We start from the raw sequence: 14,920 nt of genomic DNA, 5'->3' as shown, positions 1-14,920 counted from the left end.
CGCAGAAACATCACCAGCGTGAGCACGGACACCAGGACCGCACCCACGGCCACGGTCCAGGAAAGCTGTATCGGGGTCAGGTTCATAACGGATCGGCCTCGCTGTGGGAATTGAAGGACAGGTCTGATCATCCGAAAAGCGTGGGACCGGCATTGGGCTCTACGGCCTAACGCCGTTGCACGGTAGAGGTCGCAGCAAGGCTCGGGGACGCTACTGGTGGTGTCGGCACCGGGGTGGGCGGGGTCGTGACGGCAGGTGAGGCGGCGGGCCGGGTGGGAGACCCGGAGCTGGGCGGGGCCGTGCTGGTGGTCGGGGCGGAGGGTGAGGCGGGGGACGGAGCGGCGGGCGGGGCGGACGGTGAGGCTGCGGGCGGGGCGGAGGGTGAGGCGGGGGACGAGGTGGCAGTCCCGGAACCGAGCAGGGTCGTGCCGGAGGACGGGGCGGAGGGTCGGGCAGAGGTCCCGGGGGTCGGCGGGGAACCGTCCGGGGGTGAGGTCCTTCGGCCGGGCGTAGCGCGTGCGGTCGGCGTAGACGGTCCCGCGGCGGGTGGGGTGAAGCGTGAGGATCGCGCCGGGGTGGGCTTGGCCGGGGCCGACCGAACGGCTTCGGGCCCTGGGCCGGTGGGCGTCGCGGACGGTGAGGGGGCGGCCGGTGGGCTCGGGGCGGCCACAGGTTCGGAGACGGGTTCGGAGACGGGTGGGGTGTCGGCGGGCGGGAGGTCCTGGGCGGCCACGTCCGACCTGGGCCCGGCGACTCCGGTCGGCACGTTCCGGACGGTGAGCGGCACGCCGACGAGGACAGCGGTGGCGGTCGCCGCGGCCGCCGCCCAGAGCGTCGCCCGGCGGGGCAGCTGTCCTCGCCCGGCGGTACCGGTGCTGCTCGGGCGGCGCCCCGGCGGCCTCGTCCCCGGGTCTGCCGGCGCGGTCGAGGGCGGGACCGGCTCGGCACCGACGTGGGGCTCTCGCAGGTGCGGGCTCTCGTCGGGGGTGAGCAGCACGACCCGTCCGGCGACGTCCGGTCCACCGGCACCGCGGGGAGCAGGCTCGGCCGGGGTATCCGTGCAGATGCCGCAGGCCGGGTCTCCCCCGGCCGCGAACGCCGAGGGGCCGGCGCCCGGCGGTCGGTTGCCGTCCGCCTCCAGGAGGTCGGCAAGGCGGGGACAGGTGCGGTCGGCGATCAGTGTCACATTGGCGCACAAGTACTCGTTGAACCGGTGGTGGGCGGCCTCGGCTCGCTCGGCGTTCTCGGTGGTCGGGCCGGGCCAGGGCGGTGCGCCCGCGCTCGCGGCCGACTCCAGCACCGCCTGCAGGACTGCCCGACGGCATGCCTTGGGCGCGGCCAGCACGGCCCGCAGGACGGTGGCCTCCCTGTGGGTGTACACGGCCGACGGTTCGACCGGCTGCCGGTCTTCGGGAGGGCCGGGGTCGACCGCCGCCCTCGCGGTCACGACGGGCGGGGCGGGCCGCGCGGACTCCCGGACGGCCGCCCACAGCTCCATGCCGGCCAGGAAGGACACTCCTGCGTCGGAGTGGGGGCTGTCGCCGACGATGGTCCGCCAGGCCTCGGCGGCCACCGCTGTGAACGGCTTCCCGGCACCGTCCGGGCCTGGCGCGGGCCGCTCCGCGCGGGGCGGTGTCGTCGCTCGGCGCCGTACGGGGCGGTCACCGCCCCGGCTGTGGACAGCGGCGTCGACCGGAGCGGATCGGCCGGCCTCGTCACCGGGGGCGGCGGCGGGGGCAGAAGCGAAATCGGGCTCTCCCACGGTTCTCCTTGGGCGTGCGGGTGGTCCGTGTCCGTGGCTCTGTGGCGCGCGTCCGGCTTCGGCCGGACAGCGGCATCTGCGCAGGAAGAGCGCCGGACCGCAGCCCCGGCCCGTGGCTTCGCCGAACCGTTACCTTGCGCGGCCCGCCCGTCGATGACCGGCCCACCGGGTCTCGGACCCGACCGTGGCCACGCGCGCCGCCGAACCGCCCTGCGGCTGCACCGTCTCGCCGCCCCGACCCGCAACGACTCGCGGGTGGGCCGGGGCCCCGACCACAGCGCGGCCGGGCCGGTACGACACCCGCCCGCGGCCGGGCGGTGCGGGGGTGCGGGGGGTGCGCGCCGCAGAACCGGCAACGCGATCCACGAGGGCGTCACCGCAGGGCGGAAGCCGTCCGGGTACAGCGGCGGCTACCGGTCAGATCGTCACCGTGAACCGATGGCCACCGGCAGCCCGCTCCGGGCGCCGGCCGGGGCCATCGGCGGAGGTGGCCGGGTGAAGGGCGCCCCGGCGGTGGCGTCGCGGCCGGGGCGGGCCCGGCGCGCGAGTGGCCGATTCCCGACGATTCTCCACCCGACACGAACAAGTCACACAGAATCAATGGGCAGACTCGTTGATTTGTGTTTACTGTTGTGAAGAAACGGGCTGTCAGGTCATCGACCTCCCGCCGCAGCGTTGCGGCGAAGTAGGCCTCATTCGTTGATCTTTGATGGTGTATCAGCGGATGACCAGCACACTCGGCGTCGGACCGGCCCATTGAAGCGCCACCTCGTTCGAGCGGAATCGCACATATCCGCACAAGGAGAAGACGCATGCCTTCCATTCATGTTCTCCCCCGCAGCGCTCCCTCTGCCCTCGTGACCGTCGTCCTGCCCTGCTACAACGAGGAGTCGGTGCTCAGGCAGACGCACTCCCGGCTGACCCGCGCGCTGCGGCCCGGGCTCCGGACGACCTACGAGATCCTCTACGTGGACGACGGAAGTACCGACGGGACGTGGTCCCTGATCGAAGAGTTCGTGGCCGCTTCGGATTCCGTCCGTGGGCTCCGGCTCAGCCGGAACTTCGGCCACCAGGCCGGCTGCCTGGCAGGCCTGCGGGAGGCCGCCGGGGACGCGGTCGTGATCATCGACGCCGACCTCCAGGACCCGCCCGAGCTCATCACGGAGATGGTGGCCCGGTGGTGGGGCGGCTGGTCCGTCGTCTCGGGCCGCCGTACGGAGCGGCAGGGCGAAGGGGCCCTCAAGAAAGCCTCGGCCTTCGCCTACTACCGCGTCCTCAACGCGATCGCAGACCACCCGGTGGCCCTGGACACCGGCGACTTCCGGCTGCTCGACCGGCCGGTGGTCGACCTGCTGACGGAGATGGGCGAGCACGAACTCTTCCTCCGCGGCGCGATCAGCTGGGCGGGGCTCCCGGAGACCACGGTCGAGTACCGGCGGGATCCGCGTGCCGGCGGCGAGTCGAAGTACACGGTCCGCAAGATGCTCGAACTCTCCCAACGCGGGATCGTCTCCGGCTCGTCCCTGCCGATCAGGGCGACGAGCGCCGTCGGCCTCGCCTCGATGGCGACCGCGGCCGGCCTCGGCCTCGCGGGGCGCGCCCCGGGCGCCGCTCGGTCGGCCTGGTCCGTGGGCCTTCTGGCGGTCGCGATCGGTGTCCTCGGCGAGTACGTGAACGCCACCCTGCGGCACGTGCAGGGCCGCCCGCCCTACGTCGTCAGGGACCGTATCCGCCGCCCACAAGCGGCGGCCGCGCCGCAGGCGCTCCTCTTGGGGGCGACCCGATGACCCCCGCGATCCGGACGCCCACCGCGCCCCGGGTGGAACCGGCGCCCCACCTCCTCCCGACCGAGGCCCCGGTCGACGTGGTGATCGTCGGCGGCGGGTTCACCGGCCTCGCCGCCGCACTGGAACTCGCCTCGAAGGGCTTCGGCGTCCGCGTCCTGGAGGCGGAGAGCGAGGCCGGCGGCCTCGCGGCCTCGTTCGACGTCGGCGGCCGCGCCCTGGAACGCTTCTACCACCACTGGTTCTCCTCCGACACCGACATCCTGGGTCTGTGCGAGGAGTTGGGGATCGCCGACGCGGTGGAGCCGCACCTCACCCGCACCGGCATGTACTACGCCAACACGATCTTCAAACTCTCCAAGCCGGTCGACATCCTGCGCTTCAGCCCGCTGGCGTTCACCGATCGGATCCGCCTCGGCCTGCTGGCACTGCGCGCCGGACGCGTGCGGAACTGGCGGGAGCTGGAGCACCGCACCGCCGAGGAATGGCTGATCTCGCTGGGCGGTCGCCGGGTCTACGAGGTCGTGTGGCGCCCGCTCCTGGAAGGCAAGTTCGGCCCCTACGCCGGCCAGATCGGTGCCACCTGGATGTGGACCAAGCTGCACCTGCGCGGCGGCAGCCGCACCAAGTCCGGCAGCGAGACCCTGTACTACCTCCGGGGCGGCAGCAAGACGCTGGTGACCGCGCTCGTCGAACGGCTCACCGAGCTCGGCGTGGACCTGCGGACCGACTCGGCCGCGCGGGCCCTGCACATCGACGAGCGCGGCTTGAGCGCCGTGGAGGCCGGCGGACGCCTCCACCCCGCACGCCAGGTGCTGGTGACCACCGCTCCCGAACAGGCGGCACGCCTGCTGGACGGCCCCCACGCGGCGCACCCCGCCGTCCCGGCGCTCAACCGGCAGCTGCGGCAGGTGCGGTACCTGGCCAACGTGTGCCTGGTCCTGGAGAACAACCGCAGGCTCTCCGACACCTACTGGCTGAACGTCAACGACCCCGCGTTCCCCTACGTCGGTGTCATCGAGCACACCAACATGGACGACCCGGCGCGCTACGGCGGCCGTCACGTCGTCTACCTCTCCAAGTACCTGCCGGCCGACGCGGACCTGTACCTCATGAGCGACCACCAGGTCTTCGAGTACAGCCTGCCGTACCTGCGGCAGATGTTCCCCGGCTTCGACCGCAGCTGGGTGCACGCCTACCACGTCTGGCGCGCCGAGTACGCCCAGCCGGTCGTCACCCCGGGCTACACCCGCACCATGCCGCCGCTGCGCACCGAGGTCCCCGGGCTGTACCTCGCGGGCATGGCTCAGGTGTTCCCCGAGGACCGGGGCACCAACTACGCCGTCCGGGGCGGCCGTCAGGCGGCCCGGCTGATGGCCGAGCACCTCGACCGGGCGCGGCGGCAGCGGCCGGACCAGGAGTGGGAGTGGGAGGGGGCCTCGGTCGCCTCCGACACGGAGCAGCACCGGGAAGAGCGCGGAGGGGACCATGACTGATCTGATCACGTTCGACGACTGCCAGAACCTGGGGATCGAGCGGATCCACGAGTTGTACGGCGCGCACGTCAGCCGGAGCCAGGTCGCGCTGATCGGATCCTTCGGATTCGGACGCGACCTGGTGGACCACGCCGAGGGGGCGTGGATCCGGCTCCAGGACGGCCGGAGGATCCTGGACTTCACCGGCGGGGTCGGTGTGCTGAACCACGGGCACAACCACCCCCGGATCCTCGCGGTCCGCGAGCGCTTCCAGCGCGAGCGCCGGATGGAGGTGCACAAGAACTTCTTCTCCCCGTACGTGGCCGCCCTCGGCCACAACCTCGCGGCCCTGCTGCCCGGCGACCTGAACGTGAGCTACTTCCCCAACTCCGGTGCGGAGGCCGTCGAAGGGGCCGTCAAGCTCGCGTACAAGTACCACGCGGGACGCCGCGGGACGATCCTGCACACGGACATCGCCTTCCACGGCAAGCTCCTGGGCGCGGGCAGTCTCACCGCCTCCCCGGAGATCCACTTCCCGTTCCCCGGGATCCCCGGCACCGACTCCTTCGGCTACGGCGACCTCGACTCCTTCGCGGCGGCCCTGGACCGCCACCGGGGATCCGAGGGCGGTTGCGACGTCTACGCCGTGGTCCTGGAGCCGTTCAGTGCCTCCAGCCTGCGCGAGTGCTCCGAGCCGTTCCTGCGTGAGGTGCGCCGGATCTGCACGGAACACGACATCGTGCTGGTCTTCGACGAGGTCTACACCGGCTGGGGAAAGACCGGCGAGCTGTTCCACTTCATGCGCCACCCCGGCCTGGTCCCCGACGTCCTGGCGATGTCCAAGTCCTTCGGCGGGGGGAAGGCCTCGATCTCCGGCTACGTCACCCGGGAACCGGTCTTCCGCAAGGCGTACGACAGCCTCGCCGACGCCACCCTCCACAGCACCACCTACTACGGCTTCGGCGAGGAGAGCGCCACCGCGCTGGAGGCCGTCGCCGTCGCGGTGGACGAGGACTTCCCCGGCCGGGCCGCGCGGATCGGGGACCGGCTGGGCGCGGGGCTGGCCGACCTCGTCACCCGCCACCCCCGGCTGGTGGCCGGGACCCGCGGCCGGGGCGCGCTGCACGGCCTGTTCCTGCGCGGCGGCCCGCGGGTACCCGACCGGATCAGGTCCGTGCTGCCCGGCTCCCTCGCCAAGGATCCCCAGGCCGGGGCCAAACTGCTCACCGCGGCGGTGATCGCCGCCCTCTACCGGGACCACGGCGTGCTGACCTACTACGGCTCCAACCGGGAGATCGCCCTGATCGCCTCTCCCCCGCTGGTGGCGGGCCCGGAGGAGGTGGACACCTTCCTGAGCGCACTCGACCAGGTCCTCGGCCAGGGCGCGACCCAGCTCCTGGCGGGTTTCGTGAAGGAGAAGGTGACTTCCTGATGCGCCTGACACCGTGGAAACCCGCTCGGTCGGCCCCGACGGCGGCGGAGGAGCCATCCATCGCGCCGGCGCGGCCCGGTACCCGGACCGCTACCCGCACCGACGCCCTGACGGCGAGCGGCCTGCCGGCCTTCTGGGCGCACCGGTACGCCTGCCTGCGGGATCCCGCCGCCGCGGCGGCGGCCCAGGACCACGTCAGGCACACCGTCGCCCTTCTCCCGCTGCCCTACCGGCTGGGCTACTCCGTCGTCCTGCGGGCGGTACCCACCCTCGTCCGGTGCGCCGGGGGGCACGACCTGCGGCGGGCGCCCGCCGCCGCCGACCACGCCGCGATGGCCCGCCTCGGCCGCCTGCCCGGTGTCGCGGAGGTGATCCGGGCCAGCACCGCGCTCGCGCTGTACGGCGCTCTGGACGGCGCCCCGCAGCGCAGCGCCGGGGAGGTGGCGACCCGATGAGGGCAGGGCACTCGCCTCTGAACCGGGCCCCGGCCGTCCGGGAGTGCGACATCCTGGTGATCGGCTCGGGTGCGGGCGGCAGCAGCGTCGCCCTGGACCTCGCGGCGGCAGGGCGACGGGTCACCGTGATCGAGGAGGGCCCCCGGGTCACCACGGCCGACCTGGCCGCCGCCACGCCGGCCGAGAACATGCGCCGGCTCTACCGCCAGGGCGGCCTGACCCCGATCTTCGGCCGGCCGACCATCGCCTACGGCGAGGGCCGCTGCGTCGGCGGCACGACCGTGGTCAACGGCGGACTCCTGTGGGATCCCCCGGCAGCGCTGCTGAACCGGTGGGCCGCGGTCAGCGGCACCGACGGCTACCGGGCCACCGACCTCGCACCGCACCTGCGGCGCATCACGGAGCGCCTCGGAGCCGGCCCGCAGCAGCCGGGCGGCGGGAACCGCGACTCGGTCCTCCTCTCCGCGGGCGCCGACCGTCTCGGCTGGCGCTGGCAGTCGGCGAACCGGGCCGTTCACGGGTGCCTCCGGCGCAACCGCTGCACCACCGGATGCACCAGCGGGGCCAAGCAGAGCATGGCCCTCACCTACCTCCCCAGGGCCGAGGAACTCGGTGCCGAGATCGTCCCCGACACCCGGGCGCTGCGGATCCGGCACGACGGCCGGAACGTCCACGGCGTCCTCTGCGTCGACGGCCGCGGCCGTCGGACCCTCCACCGCGCCCGGGCGGTGTTCGTCGCCGCCGGACCGATCGGCACACCGGCCCTGCTGCAGCGCAGCGGGATCCTGCCTGCCGTCGCCGGGCGCGAGCTCGCCCTGCACGTCAACCTCCGGACGGTCGCCCGCTTCGCCGAACCCGTCGACGCCGCCAACGGCACCATCTTCACCGCCCAGGTCCAGGAGTTCAGCGACCGCGGCACGCTCGTGATGCCGTCCAACCTGACCCCTGGGAGCCTCGCCGCCGCTCTCGCGGGCCACGGGCCCGACCTGGTCGAGCGGATCCTCGGGCAGATCGACCGTTCCGCCGTCTACACCACCCAGCTGCGCCTGCGGGGCAGCGCGCGGGTCAGCTCCACCCCCCTGGGCGGCGTCCTCCTGACGCACGCCATGACGCCCGAGGACCACCGCGCGCTGCGCACCGCCTTCCACGACACCGCGCGGCTGCTCCTGGCCGCCGGCGCCGTGGAACTCGTCGCGCCGGTCGCCTCGGCACGGCCCCTGCGCACCATGGCCGAGGTGGAGGACCTCTGCTCCCGGGTCCGACCGGGCGACTGGCAGTTGGTCTCCGTCCACGGGATGGCCTCCTGCCGGATGGGACGCGCCGACCGCGGAGGCGTGTGCGACGACCTCGGCCGCCCGCACGGCTACCGCAACCTGTACGTCAGCGACGCCGCCGTCCTCCCGGGAGTCACCGGTATCAGTCCGCAGGGCACGATCATGGCCTTCGCCCACGAGATCGCGGCCCGCTTCGCCAACACCTGACCCGACGACACCACCGGCCGGGCCGCCGTTCCCGACGTCACGCCGATCCGTGCCGGGCCGCCGCCGTGCGTGCGCCGCCGTGGGCGGGGCACGCACCGCGGCCCTCCCCTCACCTGCCCCCCCTATCGGAGAACCCTCGTGCGCACACTCGCCACCCAGCCGGGACAGGCCCTTCGCCCCGACCGGTCGTTCAGCGCCCCGGCGGTCGTCGCCGCCTGCGTCGGTTTCGTCCTCATCGGAGCCCTGCAGTCGCTGTACGGACCGGCTCTGCCCGCCCTGCGGCAGGAGTTCGGCCTGTCCCCCTCCGGCGCCGGGCTCGCCCTGAGTGCCCACTTCGTCGGCGGTGTCACCGGCGTGCTGGCCTTCGACCGGGCCTTCGGGCGGATCGGCAACCGCGCCCTGCTCGGTGTCTCCTACGCATTGATGGCGCTCGGCAGCGCCGCGTTCGCGCTCGCGCCGACCTGGCCGCTCGCCCTGCCGGCGGCCCTGGTCACCGGCCTCGGCTTCGGCGGCATCGACTACGGCCTCAACCAGCTCTTCGCCACCGGCTTCGGTCGGCGCAGCCCCGCCATGCTCAACATCCTCAACGCGCACTTCGGCATCGGCGCGATCGCCGGCCCCGCCCTGGTCGGCGTCCTCGGTGCCGACCGCTATCCCGCCGTCTTCCTGGCCTTCGCCGTCCTGGCCGCCCTGTTGCTGATCCCGCTGGGCGGAGTCCGTGACCGGGCGCCCGCGGACGCCGGCGCGGGCCCGGACGGCTCCCACCCGGGCGACTCCGACCCGGACGGCAGGTCGGCCGGCGCGGCCCGGCGGACCGTCGCGCTGCTCACCGCCTTCGTCGTGCTCTACGTGCTGCACGTGGCGGTGGAGGCCGGCGTCGGCGGCTGGGAGCCCTCCCACCTGGAAGCCGTCGGCTACAGCACCACGCTGGCCGCCTCGGCGACGTCCGTCTACTGGCTCATGATGACGGTGGGGCGCTTCCTGGTGGCGCCGCTCACCCTGCGCTGGTCGGAGCCGGCCATCATCGCGGTCAGCTGCGCGGGCATGGCGCTGTGCCTGCTCGCCGCCGTACAGCCCGGCCTCGCCCCGTACGCGTACGCGGGCGTCGGGCTGTTCATCGCGCCGATCTTCCCGACCGGGCTGCCGTGGCTCAGGCGGGCGGTACCGGCGGCACGGCGGGCGGGTGCGCTGGTGATCGCCGCTTCCATGGTGGGCGGGGTCGCGGCGGGCCCGGCACTGGGCGGGATCATCGAACTCTTCGACGTACGCGCGGTGCCGCTGGTGCTGTTCGTGCTGGCCACGATCTGTCTGGCGGCGACCGGCCGGCTCGCCCGGGCCACCCGGGGGTCGCGGGAGGCGTCCGGCGGGGAGCCCCGTCGCCGTGCCGCGCGGCTGCCGAAGGCGCGGTCCGACGAGAGTTCCTCGCCGTGAACGGCACGGGGCCGGTGCGCTCGGCGGACGGCCACGGGACGGCAGCGCCGCAGGTTCACCACTCGTCAGACGAGCACGCCGCCCGGCCTCAGTTCCTCACTCGACCAGGTCACCGCCGGCCGCCGCGCTCTCCCACGCCTCCTGGCGTGAGCACGCCGCAACCCCAAGACGTCCCAACCCGATTGGATTTGCAGGCCCCACGCGCAGTAGGTTCTCCGTTCACCCCCGACACCACGCGCCGACGGCTCGTCGAACCGCCCGACTGGAGTCCAGTGAGCACACCCTTCTGCCCACACTGCGGCGACACCTCCCCGTGCGTTTGTGTCACCACGGCCACCACCGCACGGGCCGCGGCAGCGCTGCCGTTCGATCAGGATTGCATCCGGCCGTACCTGTCCCTCCCCGAGGCCGCGCCGGATGACGGGCCGACCGACACGCGGACATGGGGGATTCAGCGCGCGGTACACGAGAGCGACCTGCCGTCCGGCGCCCAGCCGGTGGGCCCGCCCGCGGTCAGAACCGCGACGACCGACCGCGCGGCCCCACGGCCTCGCACACGGCGTAGGCAGCTTGCTGCTACAGCGGCCGTGGCCGCCGTGGTCGGCTCCGCCGCCATCGTGGTCGCGTACCTGCTCCCCCGAGGCCAGGACGGCCTGGAGACGGCGCTGCCGTCCGCGAACCGGTCCGAGGTAGTCGGTGTCGACGGCGCCCCGGAGACAACGGCCAGGCCGGTCCAGCCGGGCAGCACCAGTCCCCCCGGCCTCAGCCCGAGCCCCAGCCCCAACCGTGTGCAAGAGGCCTCATCAGCCCCCGGGCGCAGGCCTACGGGCGCACCGCCATCAGCCACACCGTCCGTACCCTCCACGGCCACGGCCCCGTCCGCGGCTGCGAACCCAGTCCCGCCCACGGCTCCGAGATCGGCCCCGTCCACGGCTCCGGCCTCGGCCCCGCCCGCAGCGCCGCTTGCCGCCTCTCCCACGGCTCCCCCCTCGGCCTCGCCCACCGGCCAGCCCCGGAACGGGCCCGGAACGGCACCGCCATCCCCTGCTCCGCCGACCCCCGCCCCCGCCGACCAACCGACACTCCGCCGGAACGACACCGGGCCCGAGGTCGTCGAACTGCAGTACCGGCTCGCGCAGCTCGACCGATGGGACTACCCCCAACGCGGGCGCTACGACCTGCACTTGCAGACCGCTGTCCAACAGTTCCAGGAAACGCACGGTGTGCGGGACGACCCGGCCGGGGTCTACGGCCCGGCCACGCGAAAGGTCCTTGAGGCCACGACGACCGACAGGTGACCGGCGACTCCCGGGTAGGCGTGCGAGCACGGAGGTGACCGACGGGTGGCGCTCGACGACGGCCGACCCTCCACCACGCGGGGCATGCCCGTCACCGCCCACGGCCGCCGCTGCTGCTGACCGCCACCACCGCGTACACGCCGGACGCGGCCTCGCCCGCCACGGATTCCACCCCGAGTTCCTGCCGCTCCCAGCCGTCCAGAAGCGCATCGACGGCCTCCGGGGTGCGGGGATACCACGGCAGGTCGGCCTGTTCCCAGCAGGCCGCCACGCGCGCGGCGCGACCCGGTGCGCCGGCAACCGCCGTCCGGTGGCTGAGCACGAGCACACTGCCGGCGGGCAGTTCCCGGCGCAGCGCCGCGAGCAGGCAGCGGGCCTGCGGGTCGCTCAGCTCGTGCAGAACGTCGCCGAGGACGGCTGCCACCGGTCGCCGCCATTCCAGTCCCGCGTGCTCCCGCAGCTTCGCGAGCAGCGCACCGGGAGTGGCGAGGTCGGCGCGCAGGTGCCGGACCTGGGCGGGCGCCGGCGCGTCGAGCAGCGCCCGGGCGTGGGCCATCACCACCGGGTCGCGGTCCAGGTACACGACCCTCGCACCCGGCCGCGCGGTCAGGACCGAGGTGTGGATCGGGGCGAGTGCGGTGCCGGGCGCGCCGGTCGTCAGACCGCAGCCCAGGTCGAGGAACTGGTCCAGACCGCGTTCGGCCAGGTGCCCGGCGGCGTGGTGGAGGAACTCCCTGCCGCGCCGGGCCCGGACCAGGCAGTGCGCGTCCTCGGACTGCAGACGGTCCAGCAGCATCCGGTCCGCGGCGAGGTGGTCCTTGCCGGCCAGCATCAGGCTCGCCAGTCGGGCGGACGCCGGCCGATCCGGTCGCAGGAGCCACCGGTGCCCCCGGGGATCCGGTGCCGACCATGGCGTGTCGGCCGGGAGGTCGGGCTGGGTGGCCCCCTGGGCGTGGACCGCGCCCGGGGTGCCGCACAGGGCTGCGGGCCGGCCCGCGAGCCTCACGGGTTGGACGGTGTGCGGGCGCGGGCCCCGCGGCCGGCTCATGCCTGGTCCGTCGACGAGCCGCGCGCCGGGGCGATCCGCCGTCCCTCCGGACGCTGCCCGCCGGTGTCCTCGAACACGGCGCCGCCGTGGCACAGCAGGTCCCGACCCCGCGCGGAGCGACCGGTGGTGCTCCGGGCGGCGCGGGCGTCCGGTTCCTCGGTTCCGGGGAAGCGAGGCTTGCGGTTTCGGGTCACGGCGTTCTCCCGTACGGATGGGCGGGTGTCCGGTGTGGGGGCGGACATGTCAGCAGAGTGGGGGGAGGGGTAGGGGCCTACGAAGTCGCGCACGTTCCGTCCGGGGTCCCGGTGCCGGTCTACCGGCACTCCGGGCGGGTGGCCTTGCGTTCGAGGGCTTCGCGGGTCGCCGGACCGTAGAGGATCCGGGTTCTTTCCTCGCCGCGGATCCGTGCCTCCTGTTGAAACCTCATCAGGGCGGCTGCGGTGGCGTCGTCGAAGCGTCCTCGGACCAGCGGTGCATCCTGACGTTGGCAGCCGGCCTCGACCAGGAGACGTTGCAGCGCCAGAACGGGTTGTCCCCGGTCGCCTCGCTGCAGTGTTCCGGGCGAAGCCGAGCCTTTCGAGACCGAGGGTGACGGTGAGACGGCGGCGGAGGGTGTGCCGGACACGGAGCCGGCCGAACTCGGTGTCAACGGCACGTCGGTCGTCGGCGCGCCCGTCGGCACGGCGCTTGGCCGGGCGGAGCCGACCGGTTGTGCGGGTGGGCCGGCGGTGGCGCTTTCGTTCGCCGACGGCGTCGGCGGAACGGCGGCCTTTTCGGCGTGCTCGGCCGGTGCGTTCGCCAGTGTCAGACCGACGGCGAGGGTCACCGTTCCCATGCCCGCCGCCCAGGCCGGCGACTTCCTGCGAGTCCGGGCATGCCGCGCGTTTGCGTCGCGCCGGGGGCCCGGCCGTCCGGCGAACGCGGTGGACCGGGCGGCGTCCTCCTGGCCGGCGACGACCGCCCGCGATGGCGCGCCCCCGACCGGCGCCGGGGGCGGGCCCGGAGGATCAACGGGCTTTGCAGCCGTGTGAACCGACACGCGAGGCACGGCGGCCCAGGGGCGGAGCAAGGTTCGTTCCTGCAACGCGGCGACGTCCCAGTGGTGGACGGCCCGAAGATCCGACTGTGCCCGGGTGCAGGGGCCGCAATCGACCAGATGGACCGTCAGTTCCGGGGTAGTGGCCCGGCCGTCTGTGATCGCGTCGGCCAGTCGGACCGCGAGGTGTCGGCACCGGCGCTCCCGCGCGCGGGAATTGTGGATGCGCAGGTACGCGTTCAGCAGTTCCCGCCGCAACCCGACCGCCGGGGCCTGCACGCGGTGACGTGACGGCACACCATCGATCGCGAGTGTCTCCACCAGGCTGTGCCACACCTGCGTCCCGTCATGCCCGGAGAGTTGACGGAGCGCGGGAAGGAGGAGGGACTCGGCCTCGGCTCCGAGGAGGGCGGCAAGGCAGCTGGTGGACGCATCACCACGGCGTTGGTTCAGCCAGTGGACGAAGCCGGGCGACAGCGCGGTGTACCGCCCGCCGTCGGCCCACCGGGCGGCCAGGTGCCGGGCTTCCTGCAGGAGGCACGTGATCCAGGTGATGCCCGGGGATGCGTGGCCGCAGAAGACGTCGAGCGCACGGTTGAAGGTCTCCACCATGAGCACCTGGGCGTCCTGTCCATCCCCGCACAGGACGCGGGCGTAGGCCAGTGTCACGCGGCCGTGCCTGCGCATCAGTTCCTCCGCCGCGTCCCGCCGGGTGTCCTCGTGCGCGAGGAGGTCGCAGAGCGCCGAGTCGGCCAGAGGGGCCGTGGTGGGGGTAGCCATGAGGGTCCTTGGAGAGTCGGTGGTCGGCGAAGCGAGCACGCGCCGGCGGGGATCGCTTCCGGTCCGCTCCCGCACCGCGGTGGGTTCGCGGTAGGGCGGCCGCTCGCCGCCGGCACCCGGGGGCGCGGGCCGGGGCGGAGGCGCCGGGGGTTCGGCCGCCGGGAGCCGGGGCGCCCTCGCCGGCAGGAGCGCCGGGCGCGCACGGCCGGTGACCCGGTTCCACGGCGCCGGGTCGCATGAGCTGGGGCGCATCGCGACTGCTCCACATTCACTCGGTTTCGCCGATAAGGAGTGGGCCGCAGGCAGCGCGACCCGGCGCGTTACCCAATCGTGATCCGGCCAGGAGCCGTGCACCGCCGCCCGGACGCGTTCGGAGCGACGGGCATCACCGGGGCTGCCCCGTCCGCACCCAACGAGCCCCCTGTCCGTACGCGCGGAACCGATTCGAGGGTGGCCGCCTCCGCCGCAACTCCCGCACCGACGGCACGCCTCACGTCACAAGGTGGTCTCGACACGGGACCACCCTTGACCTGGATTCCGAAACAGGGGTGTCATATCCCCACCCCGTTCGAACCTGTTCGTTGCTGGTTCATTACGTTTGATTAGCCGGCCGGTCACGCGCAAGTCGAACCCGATCCGGCATCCGCTCTCCCCACATCGTGGTCCACCACCCTGGACCCCCTGCTACCTGCGCCTCGCCGCGCCCGGATTCGCCCCTCCCCGGCGTCCGCTCGAAGGAGCTCTCGATGTTCCGTTCCACCAGCCGTACCGTCGCCGCGGCGGGTCTGCTGCTCGCGCTCGGTCTGACCACCGCGTGTTCGACCGGTCAGGAGGCCGCGTCCGGCAGCGGCGAGGTCGCCAAGGTCGACGGGAAGATCTCGATCACCTACCTGCAGAAGCAGGGCGACCAGGAGTACTTCGTCGGCGAGGCCGCCGGG

Annotated in this window: 10 protein-coding genes and 1 pseudogene; 8 read left to right on the top strand and 3 right to left on the bottom strand. The window is 73.7% G+C overall.

Translation table 11 applies throughout. From position 1 onward, the window contains the following. The first annotated feature begins 2,574 nt into the window (after window positions 1–2,574). From PUR56_RS15625 to PUR56_RS43450, 7 genes are all read left to right on the top strand, one after another. Complete coding sequence (locus tag PUR56_RS15625) at window positions 2,575–3,549, top strand: glycosyltransferase family 2 protein (RefSeq protein WP_329877183.1); 975 nt, start codon at window positions 2,575–2,577, stop codon at window positions 3,547–3,549. Beyond that, window positions 3,546–5,042, top strand: a complete 1,497-nt coding sequence (locus PUR56_RS15620) for an NAD(P)/FAD-dependent oxidoreductase (protein WP_329877185.1) — start codon at window positions 3,546–3,548, stop codon at window positions 5,040–5,042. Before PUR56_RS15625 ends, PUR56_RS15620 begins: the two co-directional genes overlap by 4 nt. Next, window positions 5,035–6,453, top strand: coding sequence for an aspartate aminotransferase family protein (locus tag PUR56_RS15615; RefSeq protein WP_329877187.1), 1,419 nt, complete (start codon window positions 5,035–5,037; stop codon window positions 6,451–6,453). The genes PUR56_RS15620 and PUR56_RS15615 overlap by 8 nt, the downstream gene beginning before the upstream one ends. Then, window positions 6,453–6,908, top strand: a complete 456-nt coding sequence (locus PUR56_RS15610) for a hypothetical protein (RefSeq protein WP_329949358.1) — start codon at window positions 6,453–6,455, stop codon at window positions 6,906–6,908. Before PUR56_RS15615 ends, PUR56_RS15610 begins: the two co-directional genes overlap by 1 nt. Next, window positions 6,905–8,389 (top strand): GMC family oxidoreductase, encoded by a 1,485-nt coding sequence (locus PUR56_RS15605; RefSeq protein ID WP_329877191.1) that lies wholly within the window; start codon window positions 6,905–6,907, stop codon window positions 8,387–8,389. Before PUR56_RS15610 ends, PUR56_RS15605 begins: the two co-directional genes overlap by 4 nt. A 138-nt stretch (window positions 8,390–8,527) precedes the next feature. Further along, window positions 8,528–9,820 (top strand): MFS transporter, encoded by a 1,293-nt coding sequence (locus PUR56_RS15600; RefSeq protein ID WP_329949357.1) that lies wholly within the window; start codon window positions 8,528–8,530, stop codon window positions 9,818–9,820. Continuing rightward, window positions 9,817–11,118, top strand: coding sequence for a peptidoglycan-binding domain-containing protein (locus PUR56_RS43450; protein WP_443034509.1), 1,302 nt, complete (start codon window positions 9,817–9,819; stop codon window positions 11,116–11,118). The genes PUR56_RS15600 and PUR56_RS43450 overlap by 4 nt, the downstream gene beginning before the upstream one ends. A gap of 91 nt (window positions 11,119–11,209) precedes the next feature. Here PUR56_RS43450 and PUR56_RS15595 read toward each other — a convergent pair whose 3' ends face one another. The 3 genes from PUR56_RS15595 to PUR56_RS15590 all read right to left on the bottom strand — a co-directional run bounded on the left by PUR56_RS15595 (window position 11,210) and on the right by PUR56_RS15590 (window position 13,982). Next, complete coding sequence (locus PUR56_RS15595) at window positions 11,210–12,166, bottom strand: SAM-dependent methyltransferase (protein WP_329949356.1); 957 nt, start codon at window positions 12,164–12,166, stop codon at window positions 11,210–11,212. Then, a complete protein-coding gene (locus PUR56_RS43445; protein ID WP_443034508.1) occupies window positions 12,163–12,408 on the bottom strand; it encodes a DUF5999 family protein in 246 nt (81 codons plus the stop codon). The genes PUR56_RS15595 and PUR56_RS43445 overlap by 4 nt, the downstream gene beginning before the upstream one ends. Window positions 12,409–12,479: 71 nt before the next feature. Next, window positions 12,480–13,982, bottom strand: coding sequence for a peptidoglycan-binding protein (locus tag PUR56_RS15590; RefSeq protein ID WP_329949355.1), 1,503 nt, complete (start codon window positions 13,980–13,982; stop codon window positions 12,480–12,482). Between the two features lie 746 nt (window positions 13,983–14,728). Between PUR56_RS15590 and PUR56_RS15585 the strand changes: the two are divergent. Then, window positions 14,729–14,920 (top strand): annotated as a pseudogene (locus tag PUR56_RS15585) (substrate-binding domain-containing protein); the annotation flags it as partial.

Source organism: Streptomyces sp. BE303, from assembly GCF_036290945.1.
Lineage (GTDB): Bacteria > Actinomycetota > Actinomycetes > Streptomycetales > Streptomycetaceae > Kitasatospora.
The sequence above is the reverse complement of the archived record's forward strand: the minus strand, read 5'-3'. Positions and strand labels throughout refer to the sequence as shown.

Bases quoted from the DNA above. Each gene is read 5' to 3' on its own strand.
- PUR56_RS15625 (WP_329877183.1), top strand. From the start codon at position 2,575: ATGCCTTCCATTCATGTTCTCCCCCGCAGCGCTCCCTCTGCCCTCGTG.
- PUR56_RS15620 (WP_329877185.1), top strand. From the start codon at position 3,546: ATGACCCCCGCGATCCGGACGCCCACCGCGCCCCGGGTGGAACCGGCG.
- PUR56_RS15615 (WP_329877187.1), top strand. From the start codon at position 5,035: ATGACTGATCTGATCACGTTCGACGACTGCCAGAACCTGGGGATCGAG.
- PUR56_RS15610 (WP_329949358.1), top strand. From the start codon at position 6,453: ATGCGCCTGACACCGTGGAAACCCGCTCGGTCGGCCCCGACGGCGGCG.
- PUR56_RS15605 (WP_329877191.1), top strand. From the start codon at position 6,905: ATGAGGGCAGGGCACTCGCCTCTGAACCGGGCCCCGGCCGTCCGGGAG.
- PUR56_RS15595 (WP_329949356.1), bottom strand. From the start codon at position 12,166: ATGAGCCGGCCGCGGGGCCCGCGCCCGCACACCGTCCAACCCGTGAGG.
- PUR56_RS43445 (WP_443034508.1), bottom strand. From the start codon at position 12,408: ATGTCCGCCCCCACACCGGACACCCGCCCATCCGTACGGGAGAACGCC.
- PUR56_RS15590 (WP_329949355.1), bottom strand. From the start codon at position 13,982: ATGGCTACCCCCACCACGGCCCCTCTGGCCGACTCGGCGCTCTGCGAC.